This window comes from Ralstonia pickettii, assembly GCF_000607165.1.
GTDB classification, from domain to species: domain Bacteria; phylum Pseudomonadota; class Gammaproteobacteria; order Burkholderiales; family Burkholderiaceae; genus Ralstonia; species Ralstonia holmesii.
On sequence record NZ_JFZG01000006.1, the window covers coordinates 124,615 to 140,813 of the forward strand.

A 16,199-nucleotide genomic window follows, 5' to 3' on the forward strand; every position below is an offset into this window, starting at 1 on the left:
GGCCATCCGGTGCCAGCTCAGCCGATTACGCCTGATCCAGCTCGAACGCCTTGTGGAGCGCGCGCACGGCCAGCTCCATGTACTTCTCATCGATCAGCACCGAGATCTTGATTTCCGAGGTGGAGATCATCTGGATGTTGATGCCCTCTTCCGACAGCGTGCGGAACATCTTGCTGGCGATACCCACGTGCGAGCGCATGCCCACACCCACCACCGAAACCTTCGATACCTTCGGGTCGCCCGACACGCTGGCCGCACCAATATGCGCCTTCACGCTGTCGTTCAGGATCGCCAGGGCGCGCTGGTATTCGCCACGCGGCACGGTAAAGGTAAAGTCCGTCTTACCTTCCACCGACTGGTTCTGGATGATCATGTCGACGTCGATATTGGCATCGGCGACCGGGCCCAGGATCTGATAAGCGATGCCAGGCTTGTCCGGCACACCGATCACGGTGATCTTGGCTTCGTCGCGGGCAAAGGCGATGCCGGAAATGGCGGCGGCTTCCATGTTCGAATCTTCCTCAAAAGTAATCAGCGTGCCCGAGTTCATCTCGACGTCGAGCGGCATCAGCGGGTCGGTCAGCGACGACAGCACGCGGGTCTTCACGCGGTACTTGCCGGCAAACTCCACCGAGCGAATCTGCAGCACCTTGGACCCAAGGCTGGCCATTTCCAGCATCTCTTCGAAGGTGATCTTGTCCAGGCGACGGGCGTCGTCCACCACGCGCGGGTCGGTCGTGTACACGCCGTCGACGTCGGTGTAGATCAGGCATTCGTCGGCTTCGAGCGCCGCGGCAACCGCCACGGCCGAGGTATCCGAACCACCACGGCCCAGCGTGGTGATGTGGCCTTCGCCGTCGATACCCTGGAAGCCGGTAATGACGACCACGCGACCGGCGTCCAAATCAGCGCGCACGCGCTCATCGTCGATCGACTGGATGCGTGCCTTGGTGTAGGCCGAATCGGTCTTCACCGGCACTTGCCAGCCCGTGTAGCTGCGGGCATCGATGCCTTCGGCGTGCAGCGCGATGGCCAACAGACCCACGCTCACCTGCTCGCCGGTCGAGGCAATCATGTCGAGTTCACGCGGGTCGGGTTGGGCCGAAATCTCTTTGGCCATGCCCAGCAGGCGATTGGTTTCGCCAGACATGGCCGACGGAACGACCACGATCTGGTGACCTGCACGGTGCCACTTGGCAACGCGCTTGGCGACATTCTTGATGCGTTCAACCGAACCCATCGAGGTGCCACCGTATTTGTGAACGATGAGAGCCATCTTGGAAAGATCTGGAGGAGGCGGAGCGGTGCAAAAGCCTTTGAAAATACAGCAATTTGCATCGATCGGCAAGCAATCCGCCAGTGACGATGTGTGTCAGGAGGCACTCCCCCCCGTCGCTGACCACGTGATTTCCCAGCCAGCGCCGCCATGCGTGGCCGCCCGGTTCATCCCCAACCCCGCCGCAAATACGAGCACTTCGCCCGCATACAGGAGCGGCAAACGCTGGCGTCCCCAGGCAGGAATGCCGGCCTCCTGATACGCCTGTTTGAGCGCGCGGGACGGCCCCCCAGGGCGCAGTACGATACGTTCTCCACCGCGGCGGGACTCCAGCGACAGCGGCGCCTGCAAGGTTTGCACCGCAATGCCATCGCTTGCCACGGGGGCAAACAGCAGCGCCCCACCCCATGCGGCCACATTCACGCGTTGCTCAGTTCGATGCACCGGCTCGAACTGCGTCGCCCCAATGGGTACCGCGACCGGCTCCGATGCATCGTTGGCGCCAGCGTCGAGCCATGCAACGCCGCGGTAGCGCCTGACTTCCCCCGTCGGCAATTGAATGCGCAGCGCACCGTCGTCTCGCGCATCAATCAGTTGCGTACGCAGATCCTCGAGGCGCCGACTCGACAGCGCACGCATGCCCGCTTCCGCCAACCACGCTCGCAGCACCGCACGCTGGCGCGGCTCGGACAGCGCAATCAACGCCACCACATCCAGGCCATCCGCGGAAGCGATCTGCATCAAATCGGCCTGTGCAATCTCGTCGATCAGCGCGGCCGCATCCGCCAGATGCGTCGCGCTGCGCGACAGCGCTTCGCGATACGCCGGGAAATGATCCGCCATGCCCACAAGCAGCGGACGCAACGCATTCCGTGCGTAGCGCGCGTCGGTGTTGGACGGGTCCTCGACCCAGCTGAGCGCGTGCGTATGTGCGTACAGCTCGATCTCGCTGCGCGGCGCATCGATCCACGGACGCAGCAATGTGACAGTGCCCGCCCGAGCCATCGGCATGGCTGCGAGGCCGTCGAGGCCAGCGCCGCGCATCAATTGCAGCAGCACCGTTTCGGCTTGGTCATCCTGATGATGCGCCGTCAGCAGAATGGAGGCGCCTGTTTCCGCGCAAAGCGCTTCGAGCGCGGCGTATCGGGCTTCGCGCGCCGCTTGCTCAACGCCCTGCCCCGCATCGACCGCCACATGGACGCGACGTGCATGAAACGCGACGCCAGCTGCTTCTGCCATGCGTTGGCAGGCGCATTCCCAGACATCGGCATCGGCCTGCAAACCGTGATGGATATGCAGGGCAACGAGCTGCACGCGTGCGCCCGAATCACGCCACGCAGCACTTGCGTGCAGCAGCGCGGCGGAATCGCGCCCGCCCGACAGGGCAATCGCCACGATTGGCGCTTCGGCCCCGCCAGAAGCAACAAAGGCCGCACACGCGGCAACGCGTTGTGCGACCTTGTTGACGAGCTCAGCCGACGAATCAGCGAACTTCGGTTTCCTTGAACTTGCCATAAGCCATCAGGCGCTCGTGACGGCGCGTCTGGAGTTCCGATGTCTTCATGCCCTGGAACTGGCGCAGCGATTCGGCCAGCGCGCGCTTGAGCATCGTCGCCATGCCCTTCGGATCACGGTGTGCGCCGCCCAGCGGCTCGTTGACGATCTTGTCGATCAGGCCCAGAGCCTTCAGACGATGCGCGGTCAGACCCAGTGCCTCAGCGGCTTCCGGTGCCTTCTCTGCGGTCTTCCACAGGATCGATGCGCAGCCTTCCGGCGAGATCACAGCGTACGTCGCGAACTGCAGCATGATCACGGAATCGCCCATGGCGATGGCCAGTGCGCCGCCCGAACCGCCTTCACCGATGATGGTGGCGATCAGGGGCACCTTCAGGCCGGCCATCACAAACAGGTTGTGACCGATGGCTTCGGATTGACCGCGCTCTTCCGCATCAATGCCTGGGAATGCGCCCGGCGTATCGACGAACGTGAAGATCGGCAGGCCGAACTTGTCCGCCAGCTCCATCAGGCGCTTGGCCTTACGGTAACCCTCGGGCTTGGACATGCCGAAGTTGCGCAGCGCGCGCTCCTTCGTGTCGCGGCCCTTCTGGTGACCGATCACCATGCAAGGTTGACCATTGAAGCGCGCCAGACCGCCCACGATCGACAAATCATCGGCGAAAGTGCGATCACCGTGCAGTTCGTGGAAGTCGGTGAAGATCTCGCGGACGTAATCGAGCGTGTATGGACGCTGCGGGTGTCGGGCGATCTGCGCGACCTGCCATGGCGTCAGGTTGGCGTACAGATCTTTGGTGAGCTGCTGGCTTTTCGAAGCCAGGCGGGAAATTTCTTCAGAAATGTCGACAGCGGAATCGTCTTGCACGAAGCGAAGTTCTTCGATCTTCGCCTCAAGTTCTGCGATCGGCTGCTCGAACTCCAGGAAGGTTGTTTTCATGGATCTTCTGAAAGGCTCTTGAAGGCGCGCATTCTACCGGATTTTGACCGCCCGGCGACGCGCTCCGTTTCATCGAAATGAACAGCTCAATAGGTGGTTGCCGTATCGAGGCTGCGCCACATATACCAAGTCGCCACGGTGCGCCAAGGTTCCCAGTTGGCGGCAACTTCCCGCGCTTCGCTGCGAGTGACGGGTTCGCCACTGAAATAATTCTGTGAAATCGCGTTGATGAGTCCGATGTCGTCCAGCGGCAGCACATTCGGACGCATCAGGTTGAACATCAGGAACATCTCGGCCGTCCATCGACCGATGCCCCGGATTTGCGTCAACTCAGCAATCACATCCTCATCTTCCATCTCGGCCCATTTGGCGACGTGCACGGTGCCGTTACGAAAGTGATCGGCCAAGTCAAGGATGTATTCCGCCTTGCGCTTGGACAGGCCGCAACCCGCCAGCTTCTCCTGGCCGGCGCGCAAAAACTGCGCAGGCACGAGCTTCGGGCACACAGCCACGACCCGTTCCCACACCGACTGCGCTGCCTTGACCGAAATCTGCTGCCCGACAATCGACCGCGCCAGCGTGACGAATGGGTCGCCGCGGGAAGCCAAGTGCGCCGGACCATACGTCGGGATGATCTTGCGCAGGATACGGTCACGCTTCATCAGGTCTGCGCAAGCTTCTTGCCAGTATTCGGGCGGGCCCGAAAGCACCACTTCCGCCGGCACAGGCAGCGCCTCGTTGGTGGCGAGCGTTTCAGGCAGCGGTACCTTGCTCGCAGGCGCGCGTTTGGTCGGCGCCTTGGCAGCCTTGATCGGCGCACTCCTGCCGGCGACCGTCTTGCTCGCCACACCGTCGACTTTCCTGGCGACCGCTTTTTTGGCAGCCGGCACCTTCACCGCCGGCGCTTTCTTGGCGGCTGTGCTGCGCACTACGTTGGCTTTCTTGGCCACCGCGTTCATGCGCGTCTCCATTCGGTCAGGCCGCCCGGTTTGTCTTCCAGAACGATGCCGGCGGCAAGCAACTCGGCACGGATCGCATCAGCGCGGGCGAAATCGCGGGCGGCCTTGGCCGCGCGGCGCTCTTCAATACGTGCTTCCACTTCTGCAGCGTCCAAGCCATCGGCCGACACGCCGCCCTGCAGGAACGCGTGCGGATCGCGGCCCAGCAGGCCCAGCACACCGGCCAGCGCAGCCAGTTGATTGGCCAGCTCGGGCGAGCGTGTCTTGTTCACCTCGCTCGCCAGTTCAAACAGCACCGACACGGCGACCGGCGTGTTGAAATCGTCGTTCATCGCTTCGAGGAAGCGCTTGCCGTGCGACTCACTCCAGTCGGGTTGGGCGCCAGCCGACGCAGGCACGTCCTTGAGTGCGGTGTACAGGCGCGTAAGCGCATGGCGCGCGTCGTCAAGGTGCGCGTCGCTGTAGTTCAAGTCGCTCCGATAGTGCGAGCGCAGGATGAAGAAACGCATGACCTCCGCGTCGTACACCTTCAGCACGTCACGGATGGTGAAGAAGTTGCCGAGCGACTTCGACATCTTCTCGTCATTCACACGCACGAAGCCGTTGTGCATCCACGTGTTGACGAACGTCTTGCCGGTCGCGCCTTCGGACTGGGCGATCTCGTTTTCATGGTGCGGGAACTGCAGATCGGCGCCGCCGCCGTGCAGGTCGAAATGTTCGCCCAGCAGTTCGCAGCTCATCGCCGAGCACTCGATATGCCAGCCTGGGCGGCCCTCCCCCCACGGCGAGGCCCAGCGCGACTCAGCGGGCTCGTCAGCCTTGGCGGATTTCCACAGCACGAAGTCGAGCGGATCCTGCTTGGCATCGTTGGCTGCCACACGCTCGCCGGCACGCAGGTCTTCGAGCGACTTGCCCGAGAGCTTGCCGTAACCGGGGAACTTGCGCACCGCGTAGTTCACGTCGCCGTCGGTAGCCTGATAGGCGAGGCCATTCGTCTGCAGCCTGCCGATCATGCTCAGCATCTGCGGCACGTATTCAGTGGCGCGGGGCTCGTGGTCGGGGCGTTGCACGCCCAGCGCATCGGCGTCTTCGTGCATGGCGGCGATGAAGCGGCCGGTGAGCGCACTCATCGTCTCGCCGTTCTCGACCGCACGCTTGATGATCTTGTCGTCGATGTCGGTGATGTTGCGCACGTAGGTCACCTCGTAACCTGCCGCGCGCAGCCAACGCTGCACCATGTCGAACACCACCATGACCCGCGCATGCCCGACGTGACAGTAGTCGTACACCGTCATCCCGCATACGTACATGCGCACGCGGCCGGGCTCGATGGGGACGAACGTCTGTTTCTCACGCGCGAGCGTGTTGTAGATCTTGAGTGATTCCATGAAGCGGTGTCGGGAGACTCAGCGCGCCGCGCATGCGAGGTACAACGTTGCGGGGCGGACCAAATTGGAGGCAATCGGCGCCGGCGCGGCGCCTGCAAAACTAGCGGCATATCTTACCGGAACTGCGCTGACGAGGCGGCCTGCCTGTGCGTCTGGCATGCTCCCCGTCAAGAACCTCCCCCGGCGCGCAAGGCCGCTGCTGCGCACAAAGACGGTTTGTTAGAATGCGGCGGAGTATAACGGAACCGATTCTCATGAACAGACCGCTGCGTCAGACCGCTGCAACCCTGGCTTGCCTGCTTGCCATGTCGGCGGCACCGGCCTTCGCCCAGACCGCCGGCTTCGCCTTGCCGGCCGATTTGATGCCCAGCACGCAGCAAGCGCCGCAGGTCGCGCGCCAGAAGCGCATCGACGACGCGTTGGCCAAGAAGCAATACACCGAGGCACTGGCCGAGCTGGACAAGGACGTCGCCTCCCAGCCGCGCAACGCGCAGGCACGCTTCCAGCGCGGCGTGGCACTTGCCGGCCTGGGCCGCGCCGACGATGCCATCGTGGCTTTCAGCCAGATGACGCAGGATTTTCCGGAGCTGCCCGAGCCGTACATCAACTTGGCTGCGTTGTATGCCGAGCGCGGCGAACTGCTCCGCGCCCGCGACAGCCTGATCATGGCGAACCGCGTGGCGCCGGAAAATGCGCTGGCGCAATCCAACCTTGGTGACGTCTACGTCCGCCTGGCCGCGCAGTCGTATCAGAACGCGATCAAGCTGAACCCCAAGAATGCCGCCGCGCGCGCACGTCTGGATGCCCTGCCCGATCTGCCGGGCGTGCACCCTGCGTCCAAACCCGCCACGACCACGCTGCCTGCAGCCAGCGGCGTGAGTGCCAAGCCGGCGAAGCGTCAATAAGAAGAAGACGCGGCCGATCCTGCTTTTCCCACCCCCCAGTTCTCTCTTTCTGACCATGCTCCGTATTCGTTCCCTCTTTGCCGGGCTCGTGTGTGCACTGGCCGTAACCGCCACCGCAGCCACAGCAGCCACCGCGTCCGCGCCACGCGTCCAGTTCAAGACGTCGATGGGTAACTTCACCGTTGAGGTGTATCCGGACAAGGCACCCAAGACGGTCGCCAACTTCCTGCAATACGTGAAGGACGGCTTTTACAAGGGCACGATCTTCCACCGCGTGATGGATGGCTTCATGATCCAGGGCGGCGGCTTCACGGCCGACATGAAACAGAAGGACACTCGCCCGCCGGTCGAAATCGAATCGAAGAACGGTCTGAAGAACGACAAGTACACGATCGCCATGGCGCGCACCATGGACCCGAACTCCGCCACCGCGCAGTTCTACGTGAACGTGGTGGATAACAACATGCTCAACTACCCTGGTCAGGACGGTTACGGCTATACCGTCTTCGGCAAGGTGGTCGATGGCACCGACACCATCGACAAGATCAAGGCCGTGGAAACCACCACCAAGTTCCCGCACCAGAATGTGCCTGTGAAGCCGATCGTGATTGAATCGGCCACCGTCGTCTCCAAGTAACGCTTTTTGCCCCACCCAAGGAATTCACTATGACCCAAGTCAAGCTGCACACCAACCACGGCGACATCACCCTGGCGCTGGACGCTGAGAAAGCACCCAAGTCGGTTGCCAACTTCGTCGCCTATGTGAAGGATGGCCACTACAACGGCACGGTGTTCCACCGCGTCATCAAGGGCTTCATGATCCAGGGCGGCGGCTTTGAGCCGGGCGAAAAGATGAACCAGAAGCCCACCAAGGCGCCGATCGACAACGAAGCCAACAACGGCCTGAAGAATGAGCGCGGTGCCATTGCCATGGCACGCACCAACGATCCGCACTCGGCCACCGCTCAGTTTTTCATCAACACGGTCGACAACGACTTCCTGAACCACACCTCCCCGACGCCGCAAGGCTGGGGCTACGCCGTGTTCGGCAAGGTGACCGAAGGCATGGACGTGGTCGACAAGATCCGCTCGGTGCGCACGGGCAACCGCGGCTTCCACCAGGACGTGCCGATGGAAGACGTCATCATCGAAAGCGCCGAAGTGATCGAATGATCGACGCAGCGCACGCCTCACAGGCCCCCGCGCTGAAGACACCGGTCCGGGTTTCGGGGCCGGTGTTTTTTATTTCGGATCTGCACCTGACGGCCAGCATGCCGGCCACCGCCGCCGCGTTCGAGCGCTTCCTGCGCACACGCGCCCGCGAGGCACGCACGCTCGTCATCCTGGGTGACTTCTTCGAATACTGGGTCGGCGATGAAGAATTGGCCGATCCGTTCCACCAGCACATCGCCGGCCTGCTCGCAGAGCTTTCAGCGGCCGGCACGCGCGTGCTGTTCATGCATGGCAATCGCGACTTCCTGCTCGGCAAGCGCTTCTTGAACGCCGCGCACGCTACGCTGCTACCTGATCCCACCGTGCTGGAAGCGGATGATGGCCAGCGCATCGTGCTTGCCCACGGCGACGCCCTCTGCACGCGCGACACGGCCTACATGCGCTTTCGCCACTGGACGCGCAAGCGCTGGGTGCAGCGGATATTTCTGTCGATGCCGCTGCGCTGGCGGCTGAAGATCGCGCAGAAGATGCGCGCAGAGAGCGAAGCCGGCCGCGCCATATCCGCCAATGTCGCCGGCGAGCCCCGCGCCGCCGCGATGATGGGCGACGTCGCACCCGAAACGGTGGACGCGCTGCTCAAGGCATCAAACACATCCACGCTGATCCACGGCCACACGCACCGACCGCAATTGCATCACGAGCCGAGCGGCAGCCGCTGGGTACTTTCCGACTGGGATTTCGATCAAGCGCAACCGCGCGGCAGTTTCCTCAAACTGCAAGACGGCGCGCTGACGGTCGAGCAAGTGACGACATAAGCTGTCGCCACCGGCCCTTTGCTTACTTGAGCATCCGCTTCAGTTCGCTGGCATCGAACGGATCGTTCGGCGAGTTTTCCAGGTGTGCGCCCAGCCGATCGAGTGCAGAAAGAATCGACTCGATGCGCTCCTGCTGAAGCTCGCTGTGGTCGATCAGCCGTTTGAGCGCCAGCGATACCGGATCGTCCGCATCCGGCGTGATGCCGTAAGCAGAAAACTCCTGCTTGAGCGCAGACCGGGCCTCGGTAGCGACATCGCGTTCGATGATGCGCGCTGGAATGCCAACCGCCGTTGCGCCCGGCGGCACCGGCTTGAGCACGACCGCGTTGGACCCAACACGCGCCCCATCCCCGATGACAAAGCCGCCGAGCACCTTGGCACCCGCGCTTACCACCACGCCCTTGCCGAGCGTCGGATGCCGCTTGGCGCCCTTGTAGAGCGACGTGCCGCCCAGCGTGACGCCCTGGTAGATCGTGCAGTCGTCACCAATTTCGGCCGTCTCGCCAATGACGACGCCCATGCCGTGGTCGATGAACACGCGCCGGCCAATTGTCGCGCCGGGGTGGATCTCGATGCCGGTGAGGAAGCGGCCGAGGTGAGAGAACCACCGCCCCAGCAGTCGGAAGCCGCCGTGCCAACACGCATGCGCGATCCGATGGACGATGATGGCGTGCAGACCTGGGTAGCAGGTCAGCACTTCCCAGCGGCTGCGTGCGGCCGGATCTCGCTCCATGATGGCGCCGATATCTTCGCGAATGCGTGTGAACATCTTGAGGTGTGTGGATCGTTATATCTATGTGCGCAATGCGCTGAGGGCAGTGTAAGGCATTGCCTTACCGCGCTGCGGCAAGGGTTTTAACCAGACATGCAGGGGATGCCGCCCGTTTTGATCAACAACGGGCGGCGTTCAAGGTGATCAGCGACAGTCGTCGGCTGCGCCGGTGGGCGGCGTGGCTGCTTCGGCGTGGCGGCCGAGCATGCGCTTGGCGATCCCGCGCAGGATGTTGACTTCTTCAGCCTCCAACTGCGTGCGGGCAAACAGACGTCGCAGGCGCGGCATCAGCTTTTTCGGCTGGGCGGGGTCGAGAAAGCCAATCTCAACAAGACCCTGCTCCAGATGAGCGAACATTCCGTCGATCTGCTCGGCGGTGGCCGGCTCACCGACAAAGCCGACGCCTTCCATGCGGGTGTCCCCCGTGCCGGTGCCGGCCAGCAGCGCCATACGGACTTCGTACGCAATCAACTGCACCGCCTGCGACAAATTCAACGAGGCATACGCCGGGTTGGCAGGGATGTGCGTGACCACGTGGCAACGCTCCACCACCTCGTTGGGCAAACCAAATCGCTCGTTGCCGAAGACGAAAGCGACGGTGGTGTCCGGGGCGGCCAGCAATGCGGCCGCTTCTTCTGCAGCGGCACGCGGGCCGATGCGACGCGGCCCGAATTCGCGCGGGCGGGCGGTGAGCGCAATGGTGAGCGAGGCACCGGCCAGCGCCTCGCCAACGTCGTCGACCACGCGGGCGGCGGCCAGCACATCGTCGGCGCCGCTTGCCATGGCAACGGCATCGGCGTGGCGTTGGGCGTCGGGCTCGCGCGGGCGCACGAGCAAGAAGCTGCCGGGCTCGCCGAACCCCATCGTCTTGAGCGCACGTGCCGTGGAGCCGACATTGCCGGGATGGCTGGTCTCGACCAGCACGAAACGGCACCGCGCGGCGCGCTGGCGCAGCGTTTCCGGGTCGGTAGGAGTTGTGTTCGACGTGCTCATTGGCGCAATTCGCGGGGCGCCTGGGGCGGGGTTCATATACAATACGGCCACTCTTTTGACGGCGGGCAGGATCGCGAGATTGGCCCGCCGCTCGTTCTTCTACAATTCGTTGTGTTGTTTCGCCTGCGGCCGCTTCCGAAAAATCGGCGCGCCAGGCGCGGAGATCCCACATGCATCCGATGCTCAATATCGCCGTCCGGGCTGCTCGCAAGGCCGGCACCGTCATCAACCGCGCGTCCTTCGACGTCGATAGCCTGCGCACCGAGCGCAAACAACACAACGATTTCGTCACCGAAGTCGACCGCGCAGCTGAAGCGGCGATCATCGAAGTCATCAAGACTGCCTACCCCGATCACGCGATTCTAGCGGAAGAGTCCGGCCAATCCTGGGCCGACGGCGAAACCGCCAGCGAAAACGTCTGGGTGATCGACCCGCTGGACGGCACCACCAACTTCATCCACGGCTTCCCGCAATATGGCGTGTCGATCGCGCTGATGCAGCGTGGCGTCGTCACCCAGGCCGTGGTGTACGACCCGACGCGCGACGAACTCTTCACCGCCTCCAAGGGCGCCGGCGCGTTCCTGAACAACCGCCGCATCCGCGTCACGCGTCGCGACAAGCTGGCCGACTGCCTGATCGGCACCGGTTTCCCCTACCGCGATCTGGAAGGCCTGTACGACTACACCCGCCTGTTTGCGACCATGACGGAAAACTGCGCCGGCCTGCGTCGCCCAGGCGCCGCCGCGCTTGACCTCGCCTACGTCGCCTGCGGCCGCCTCGATGGTTTCTTCGAGCAGGGCCTGAGCAAGTGGGACATGGCAGCCGGCTCGCTGCTCGTGACGGAATCGGGCGGTCTGGTGGGCAACTACACCGGCGAATCGGGCTACCTTGACCAGGGCGAAATCCTGGCCGGTAATCCGAAGGCCTTCGTGCAGATGATCAAGTTCACCTCGCCGTTCTCGCGGTCGAAGGCTGAGGCTTGATCGCTGCTAACCAGTAGCTGCCAATAAAAAAGCCCGCGCGAAGCGGGCTTTTTTTCACCTTCCGGCTTACTTCTTGGCGACCGGCGGCTGATTGGGCGCAAAGCTCAACGACGGAAGTTCGGCCTGTGCCTTTTCCGGTGTTTCAAGCTCCGGCACCACGCGACCGACAATCAGACCCAGCGACGGCGACGTGCGCACGTACTTTGTCTCACCGGCGTCCAGCGCGAAGCTCAGCGTCTTCTCGGTCTCGGTGGCCGTTGACACGACATACTTCCCAGCCGGTCGGTCAACGAAGAAGAAGCCGCCCGGTTTGGATTGACCGACCACTTCGTTGTTCAGCTTGATGTCCGGCTGCAGTGCCGCGCCCATCAGCGACGACGAGCGGAAGAAGTACACGCGTCCCTGATCCTGCTTGATCGTCGGAATCGACGAAGCCATCTCGGAATACTTCACGCCTGAGGCACAACCTGCCATCAGAACCGTGATACCGATGGCCGAAGCCAATGCGCGCAAAACTCCCTTCATTGTGATTCTCCTGTTGTGATGGATACAGCCGTGGAAAGCGGGGAGAACGCCTGCTCACCGGGCAGGTAGAACCCGACCAGACGTTGACCGGCAATGACGAGATAGGCCTCATGAACTTGTCGGCCTTCAATCGTGAAGATCGTACCGACTGGGCGGTAGACGGCACCTTGCGGCAGCGTACCGACCCGCTGCCAGTTTGAGCCGGCCGCAAGCATGCGTGTATAACCAGTCTCCAGGCGGATCTCTGTTGCCGATTTCAGTTGAATCCGCGACGGCCCGGTCCCGCTGTCGGTGGCCAGCGCGGCTGGCGCGGTAGATACCATCGGCGCGCAGGCGCCCAGGCAAGCCACGGCAATGCATGCCATAGCCCAATGCAGCATTGGCTTTCGCACAACTCCCTCCAGAATTTTCTTATCGGTACCGAGGCGGCACTCTGTGGGAAGCGATCTTAATAAGATGACGCGAGACTGGCATCCCCTCGAATGAGGTTTTTCGTGGGGGTTGCAATGCACGTTACTAACAACCGATATAAGCAACACTTAGTCGGTATGTCAGAGCCGATGCCGTCGACCCTTTCACGCTGGGCGCAGGGCGCCACCGCGGTCACACCCGCAGCTCCCCAAGCCCAGAGACAAACCCTCGCCACCCACACGGGTTTTGCGAGCCGCGCCCGTCATTCACAATGTGCTTCGCCTTCAACCGCCATCGCAAGCCATGAAAACCGCCCTCGCCCTGCGCCACGTTCCGTTCGAGCATCTCGGCATCCTGCAGCCGCTGCTGGAAGCGCGCGGCTACACGGTGCGCACCGTGGACGTGGGCGTACAACCCGTGCCGGCCGACGACATGGCCGCGGTCGATTTGCTGATCGTGCTGGGCGGGCCCATCGGCGCGTATGACGATGCAACGTATCCGTTCGTGGGCGATGAAGCCGCCGCCATCGCGCAGCGTCTGGCCGCTCGCAAGCCGTTGCTTGGTATCTGCCTGGGGGCGCAGTTGATGGCACGGGCGCTCGGTGCGGCGGTCAAGCCGATGGGCGTGAAGGAGATCGGCTTTGCGCCCATCACGCTCACGGCCGAAGGCGCAGACTCGCCGCTTGCGCCGCTGGCCGACGGCACGCCGGTGCTGCACTGGCACGGCGACCGGTACGACTTGCCGCCGGGCGCGCAACGGCTGGCATTCACGGCAGTCTGCGCAGAGCAAGCCTTCGCCATTGGCACCCACGCCCTGGGCTTGCAATTCCATCTGGAGGCAAATCTGGAGGAGCTGGAAGCGTGGTTGATCGGGCATGCGGCGGAGCTCGGTGCGGCAGGCATCGACCCACGCGCGCTGCGTGCGCAGGTGCCTGCGCTTGCGGGGCGCCTGTCGCAACGCGCACGCGAGGTCTTCAACGCCTGGCTGGATCGCGCGGAGGCTGCATGACGCTGCCCGGCCCCATCCGCATCGACGCCCTCCTCACCGGGCGCGCAGTCGACTACACGCGCCCTGGCTCGCGCAGCGCCATCGATAAGCGCCCCGTGAGCGACGTAGTGAAGGTGGACATCAACGGCATTGTCGGTGATGAGCAAGGCGATCTGCGTGTGCACGGCGGCCCCGACAAGGCAATCCACCACTACCCGTTCGACCATTACGCGGCCTGGCAAACGGACATTGGCGCGCAGCCCGTGCTCGCACAGCCCGGCGCTTTCGGCGAGAACCTGAGCACGACGGGCATCATCGAAACCGACATCTGCGTGGGTGACCGCCTGCGTGCAGGCAGCGTGGTGCTGGAAGTGTCGCAACTGCGTCAGCCGTGCTGGAAGCTCAACGACCGCTTCAACGCGCGTGACATGGCGCGCCGCGTGCAAAACACAGGGCGCACAGGTTGGTACTACCGGGTGTTGGAAGGCGGCACACTGCGCGCGGGCGATGCGCTGGAATGGCTCGAGCGCCCATGGCCACAATGGCCGCTGGCGCGTGTGCTCGACGTGCTTTACCGCAACATGCTCGATCATGCGGCGCTGGCCGACATGCTGACGCTGCCGCTCACGCCGTCATGGCGCAAGCTGGTGGAGGGCCGCCTCGCACGCGGCGAGGTGGAAAGCTGGGCCAAACGCATCGATGGCCCAGCGCTCGATGCCTGAATTCTCAACCGATCAGAACGTTTCCCAGTCGGCGTCGGAGCCGCCACCGGCCACGGCCAGAGGTTGCTTGCGGGCGGCAGCGGGCGCAGAAACGGCGGCGGCGGGTGCGACCGGCGCAGACGCCGCCGGCTGAGCAGCGATCTTCGGTTCACGCTTGCGCAGAGCCGCGCGCACGGGCTTGGCCGCGCCGACCGGCTTTGTCACGCCCTTGGCCGCAGGCTTGGCAGCCTTCTCAGGTTTCCGCTCGGCCATCACGGCGGTCTCTGCCCCATCCAGCCGGAACTGCGACACCACCTGCGTGAGGTTCTGCGCCTGCTCTTCCAGCGACTGCGCGGCGGCGGCCGCCTGTTCGACCAGCGCAGCGTTCTGCTGCGTCACCTGCTCCATTTCCGTCACGGCTTGGCCGATCTGCAGGATGCCCTGCGTCTGCTCGACCGATGCGGAAGCGATGTCTTCAACGATATTGGCGACGCGGCGTACGGCTTCCACGGTCTCGGTGATGGTCTCGCCGGCCTGCGCAACCTGCGTGTGGCCCGCTTGCACGCGCGATACCGAATCGTCGATCAGCGTCTTGATTTCCTTGGCCGCGGCAGCACTGCGCTGAGCCAGCGCGCGCACTTCGCCAGCCACCACGGCAAAGCCGCGACCCTGCTCGCCGGCGCGAGCGGCCTCCACGGCAGCGTTGAGCGCCAGGATGTTGGTCTGGAACGCAATGCCATCAATCACGCCGATGATGTCGGCCATCTTGCGCGAGCCCGCGCTGATGTCATCCATGGTGGCCACCACGCCGCGCACCACGTCGCCGCCGCGCGAAGCCAGGTCTGCTGCGTTTGACGCCAGCGCGCTGGCCTGACGGGCGTTCTCGGAGTTGTTGGTCACGGTGGAGGTCATCTGCTCCATGCTCGCGGCAGTCTTCTCCAGCGAGGCCGACTGCTGCTCGGTACGCGTGGACAGATCGAGGTTGCCGCTGGCGATTTCGTGCGCGCCGGTGTTGACCGAATCCGAGCTGTTGCGCACCTGGCGCACGGTGTTCACCAGGCTCTCGCGCATGCGGCCCACGGCGGCCAGCAGCCGGCCGAGTTCATTGCGACCACCCGTTTTGACATGGACGGCCAGATCGCCTTCTGCCACACGGCTCAGCACGGTCACGGCTTCGTTGAGCGGCGTGATCACGAAAGCCTTGAGCCCGTAGAACACTGCCACGATCAATGCGAGCGCCATGGCAATACCGAGCGCCACAAACTTGAGGATCGTTTCATAGCGCGCGCGGCCATTGTCGGCCTCGTCCTTGGCCAGCTTCTTGACGAGCTGCTGGAAATTCTCGATCTGCACCGACCACGCCGCACCGGTATCGGTCACGTCCTTGTAGTTGATCGGGGCATAGGCTGCGGCATCACCGGCGCGCAAGGCCGCGAGAGCGCGCTGCACGGCTTCGATGTGCGTCTGTGCGGCCTGGACGATCGCCTGGTGCAGCGAATCGTCAACACCTTCGATAGGCGGCGCATTCTTGAATGACTCCACCTGTGCGATGGACTTCTTCAGGCCTTTCTCGGAGCTGGCAAGCGCTGCCGTCTTGGCCGCCTCATCCATGTTCTCGCGCAGCACGCTGTACAGGCGCGACATGCCGGTGCGCGCACGCTGCATGTCCTTGTACGCGTCATTCAACAGCATGCTGCGGTCGGAAATCTCGTGCACGCGCTCGGTGGCAGCGTTGGTGGTGCGCAAGGCCAGCACACCCACCGCCGCCCCGACCACGATCATCAGTGCAAAGGTGATCAGAATCGCCAGCAGGCCAGCGCGTACGCTGGTGTTCTTCAAAATGCGGTCCATCTTGTCTC

17 protein-coding genes are annotated in these 16,199 nt (G+C 63.6%); 7 read left to right on the forward strand and 10 right to left on the reverse strand.

Features of this window, described 5'->3' with window-relative positions; translation table 11 throughout:
- Positions 1-25: 25 nt before the first annotated feature.
- From BG83_RS0106755 to cysS, 5 genes are all read right to left on the reverse strand, one after another.
- Positions 26-1,276, reverse strand: coding sequence for an aspartate kinase (locus BG83_RS0106755; RefSeq protein ID WP_024976002.1), 1,251 nt, complete (start codon positions 1,274-1,276; stop codon positions 26-28).
- Between the two features lie 96 nt (positions 1,277-1,372).
- Positions 1,373-2,791 carry a tRNA lysidine(34) synthetase TilS gene (tilS, locus tag BG83_RS0106760; protein ID WP_024976003.1) on the reverse strand — a complete coding sequence of 473 codons (1,419 nt, stop codon included), beginning with the start codon at positions 2,789-2,791 and terminating at the stop codon, positions 1,373-1,375.
- Entirely contained in the window at positions 2,760-3,728 is a 969-nt protein-coding gene (locus tag BG83_RS0106765) for an acetyl-CoA carboxylase carboxyltransferase subunit alpha (RefSeq protein WP_024976004.1), read from the reverse strand. The genes tilS and BG83_RS0106765 overlap by 32 nt, the downstream gene beginning before the upstream one ends.
- Positions 3,729-3,814: 86 nt before the next feature.
- Positions 3,815-4,699 (reverse strand): DNA-3-methyladenine glycosylase family protein, encoded by an 885-nt coding sequence (locus tag BG83_RS0106770; protein WP_037031624.1) that lies wholly within the window; start codon positions 4,697-4,699, stop codon positions 3,815-3,817.
- Entirely contained in the window at positions 4,684-6,075 is a 1,392-nt protein-coding gene (gene cysS, locus BG83_RS0106775; protein ID WP_024976006.1) for a cysteine--tRNA ligase, read from the reverse strand. Before cysS ends, BG83_RS0106770 begins: the two co-directional genes overlap by 16 nt.
- A gap of 254 nt (positions 6,076-6,329) precedes the next feature.
- On the opposite strand from cysS, the gene BG83_RS0106780 reads away from it, so the two are divergent.
- From BG83_RS0106780 to BG83_RS0106795, 4 genes are read left to right on the forward strand one after another with little or no spacing between them, the layout of a single operon-like run.
- Positions 6,330-6,980 (forward strand): tetratricopeptide repeat protein, encoded by a 651-nt coding sequence (locus tag BG83_RS0106780; protein ID WP_024976007.1) that lies wholly within the window; start codon positions 6,330-6,332, stop codon positions 6,978-6,980.
- A 55-nt stretch (positions 6,981-7,035) separates the two neighbouring features.
- On the forward strand, positions 7,036-7,617 hold the full coding sequence (locus tag BG83_RS0106785) for a peptidylprolyl isomerase (RefSeq protein WP_024976008.1): 582 nt from the start codon (positions 7,036-7,038) through the stop codon (positions 7,615-7,617).
- A 29-nt stretch (positions 7,618-7,646) separates the two neighbouring features.
- Positions 7,647-8,153, forward strand: a complete 507-nt coding sequence (locus BG83_RS0106790; protein WP_024976009.1) for a peptidylprolyl isomerase — start codon at positions 7,647-7,649, stop codon at positions 8,151-8,153.
- Positions 8,150-8,968 (forward strand): UDP-2,3-diacylglucosamine diphosphatase, encoded by an 819-nt coding sequence (locus BG83_RS0106795; RefSeq protein ID WP_024976010.1) that lies wholly within the window; start codon positions 8,150-8,152, stop codon positions 8,966-8,968. The genes BG83_RS0106790 and BG83_RS0106795 overlap by 4 nt, the downstream gene beginning before the upstream one ends.
- Before the next feature lie 22 nt (positions 8,969-8,990).
- On the opposite strand, the gene cysE is transcribed toward BG83_RS0106795, so the two are convergent.
- Positions 8,991-9,737 (reverse strand): serine O-acetyltransferase, encoded by a 747-nt coding sequence (gene cysE, locus BG83_RS0106800; protein WP_024976011.1) that lies wholly within the window; start codon positions 9,735-9,737, stop codon positions 8,991-8,993.
- 147 nt (positions 9,738-9,884) lie between these two features.
- Positions 9,885-10,769 carry an RNA methyltransferase gene (locus BG83_RS0106805; RefSeq protein ID WP_024976012.1) on the reverse strand — a complete coding sequence of 295 codons (885 nt, stop codon included), beginning with the start codon at positions 10,767-10,769 and terminating at the stop codon, positions 9,885-9,887.
- Positions 10,770-10,903: 134 nt separating this feature from the next.
- On the opposite strand from BG83_RS0106805, the gene BG83_RS0106810 reads away from it, so the two are divergent.
- Entirely contained in the window at positions 10,904-11,716 is an 813-nt protein-coding gene (locus BG83_RS0106810; RefSeq protein ID WP_009238457.1) for an inositol monophosphatase family protein, read from the forward strand.
- 66 nt (positions 11,717-11,782) lie between these two features.
- Here BG83_RS0106810 and BG83_RS0106815 read toward each other — a convergent pair whose 3' ends face one another.
- Positions 11,783-12,241, reverse strand: coding sequence for a DUF2846 domain-containing protein (locus tag BG83_RS0106815; protein WP_024976013.1), 459 nt, complete (start codon positions 12,239-12,241; stop codon positions 11,783-11,785).
- Positions 12,238-12,606: a hypothetical protein gene (locus BG83_RS0106820; protein WP_419177592.1), complete on the reverse strand. Its 369-nt coding sequence runs from the start codon at positions 12,604-12,606 to the stop codon at positions 12,238-12,240. Before BG83_RS0106820 ends, BG83_RS0106815 begins: the two co-directional genes overlap by 4 nt.
- Before the next feature lie 349 nt (positions 12,607-12,955).
- Here BG83_RS0106820 and BG83_RS0106825 point away from each other — a divergent pair, with 349 nt between their 5' ends.
- Together BG83_RS0106825 and BG83_RS0106830 are read left to right on the forward strand one after the other, a co-directional pair.
- Positions 12,956-13,660 carry a glutamine amidotransferase gene (locus BG83_RS0106825; protein ID WP_024976015.1) on the forward strand — a complete coding sequence of 235 codons (705 nt, stop codon included), beginning with the start codon at positions 12,956-12,958 and terminating at the stop codon, positions 13,658-13,660.
- Positions 13,657-14,361, forward strand: coding sequence for an MOSC domain-containing protein (locus BG83_RS0106830; RefSeq protein ID WP_024976016.1), 705 nt, complete (start codon positions 13,657-13,659; stop codon positions 14,359-14,361). The genes BG83_RS0106825 and BG83_RS0106830 overlap by 4 nt, the downstream gene beginning before the upstream one ends.
- A 12-nt stretch (positions 14,362-14,373) precedes the next feature.
- Here BG83_RS0106830 and BG83_RS0106835 read toward each other — a convergent pair whose 3' ends face one another.
- Positions 14,374-16,191 (reverse strand): methyl-accepting chemotaxis protein, encoded by a 1,818-nt coding sequence (locus tag BG83_RS0106835; RefSeq protein WP_024976017.1) that lies wholly within the window; start codon positions 16,189-16,191, stop codon positions 14,374-14,376.
- Positions 16,192-16,199 lie beyond the last annotated feature (8 nt).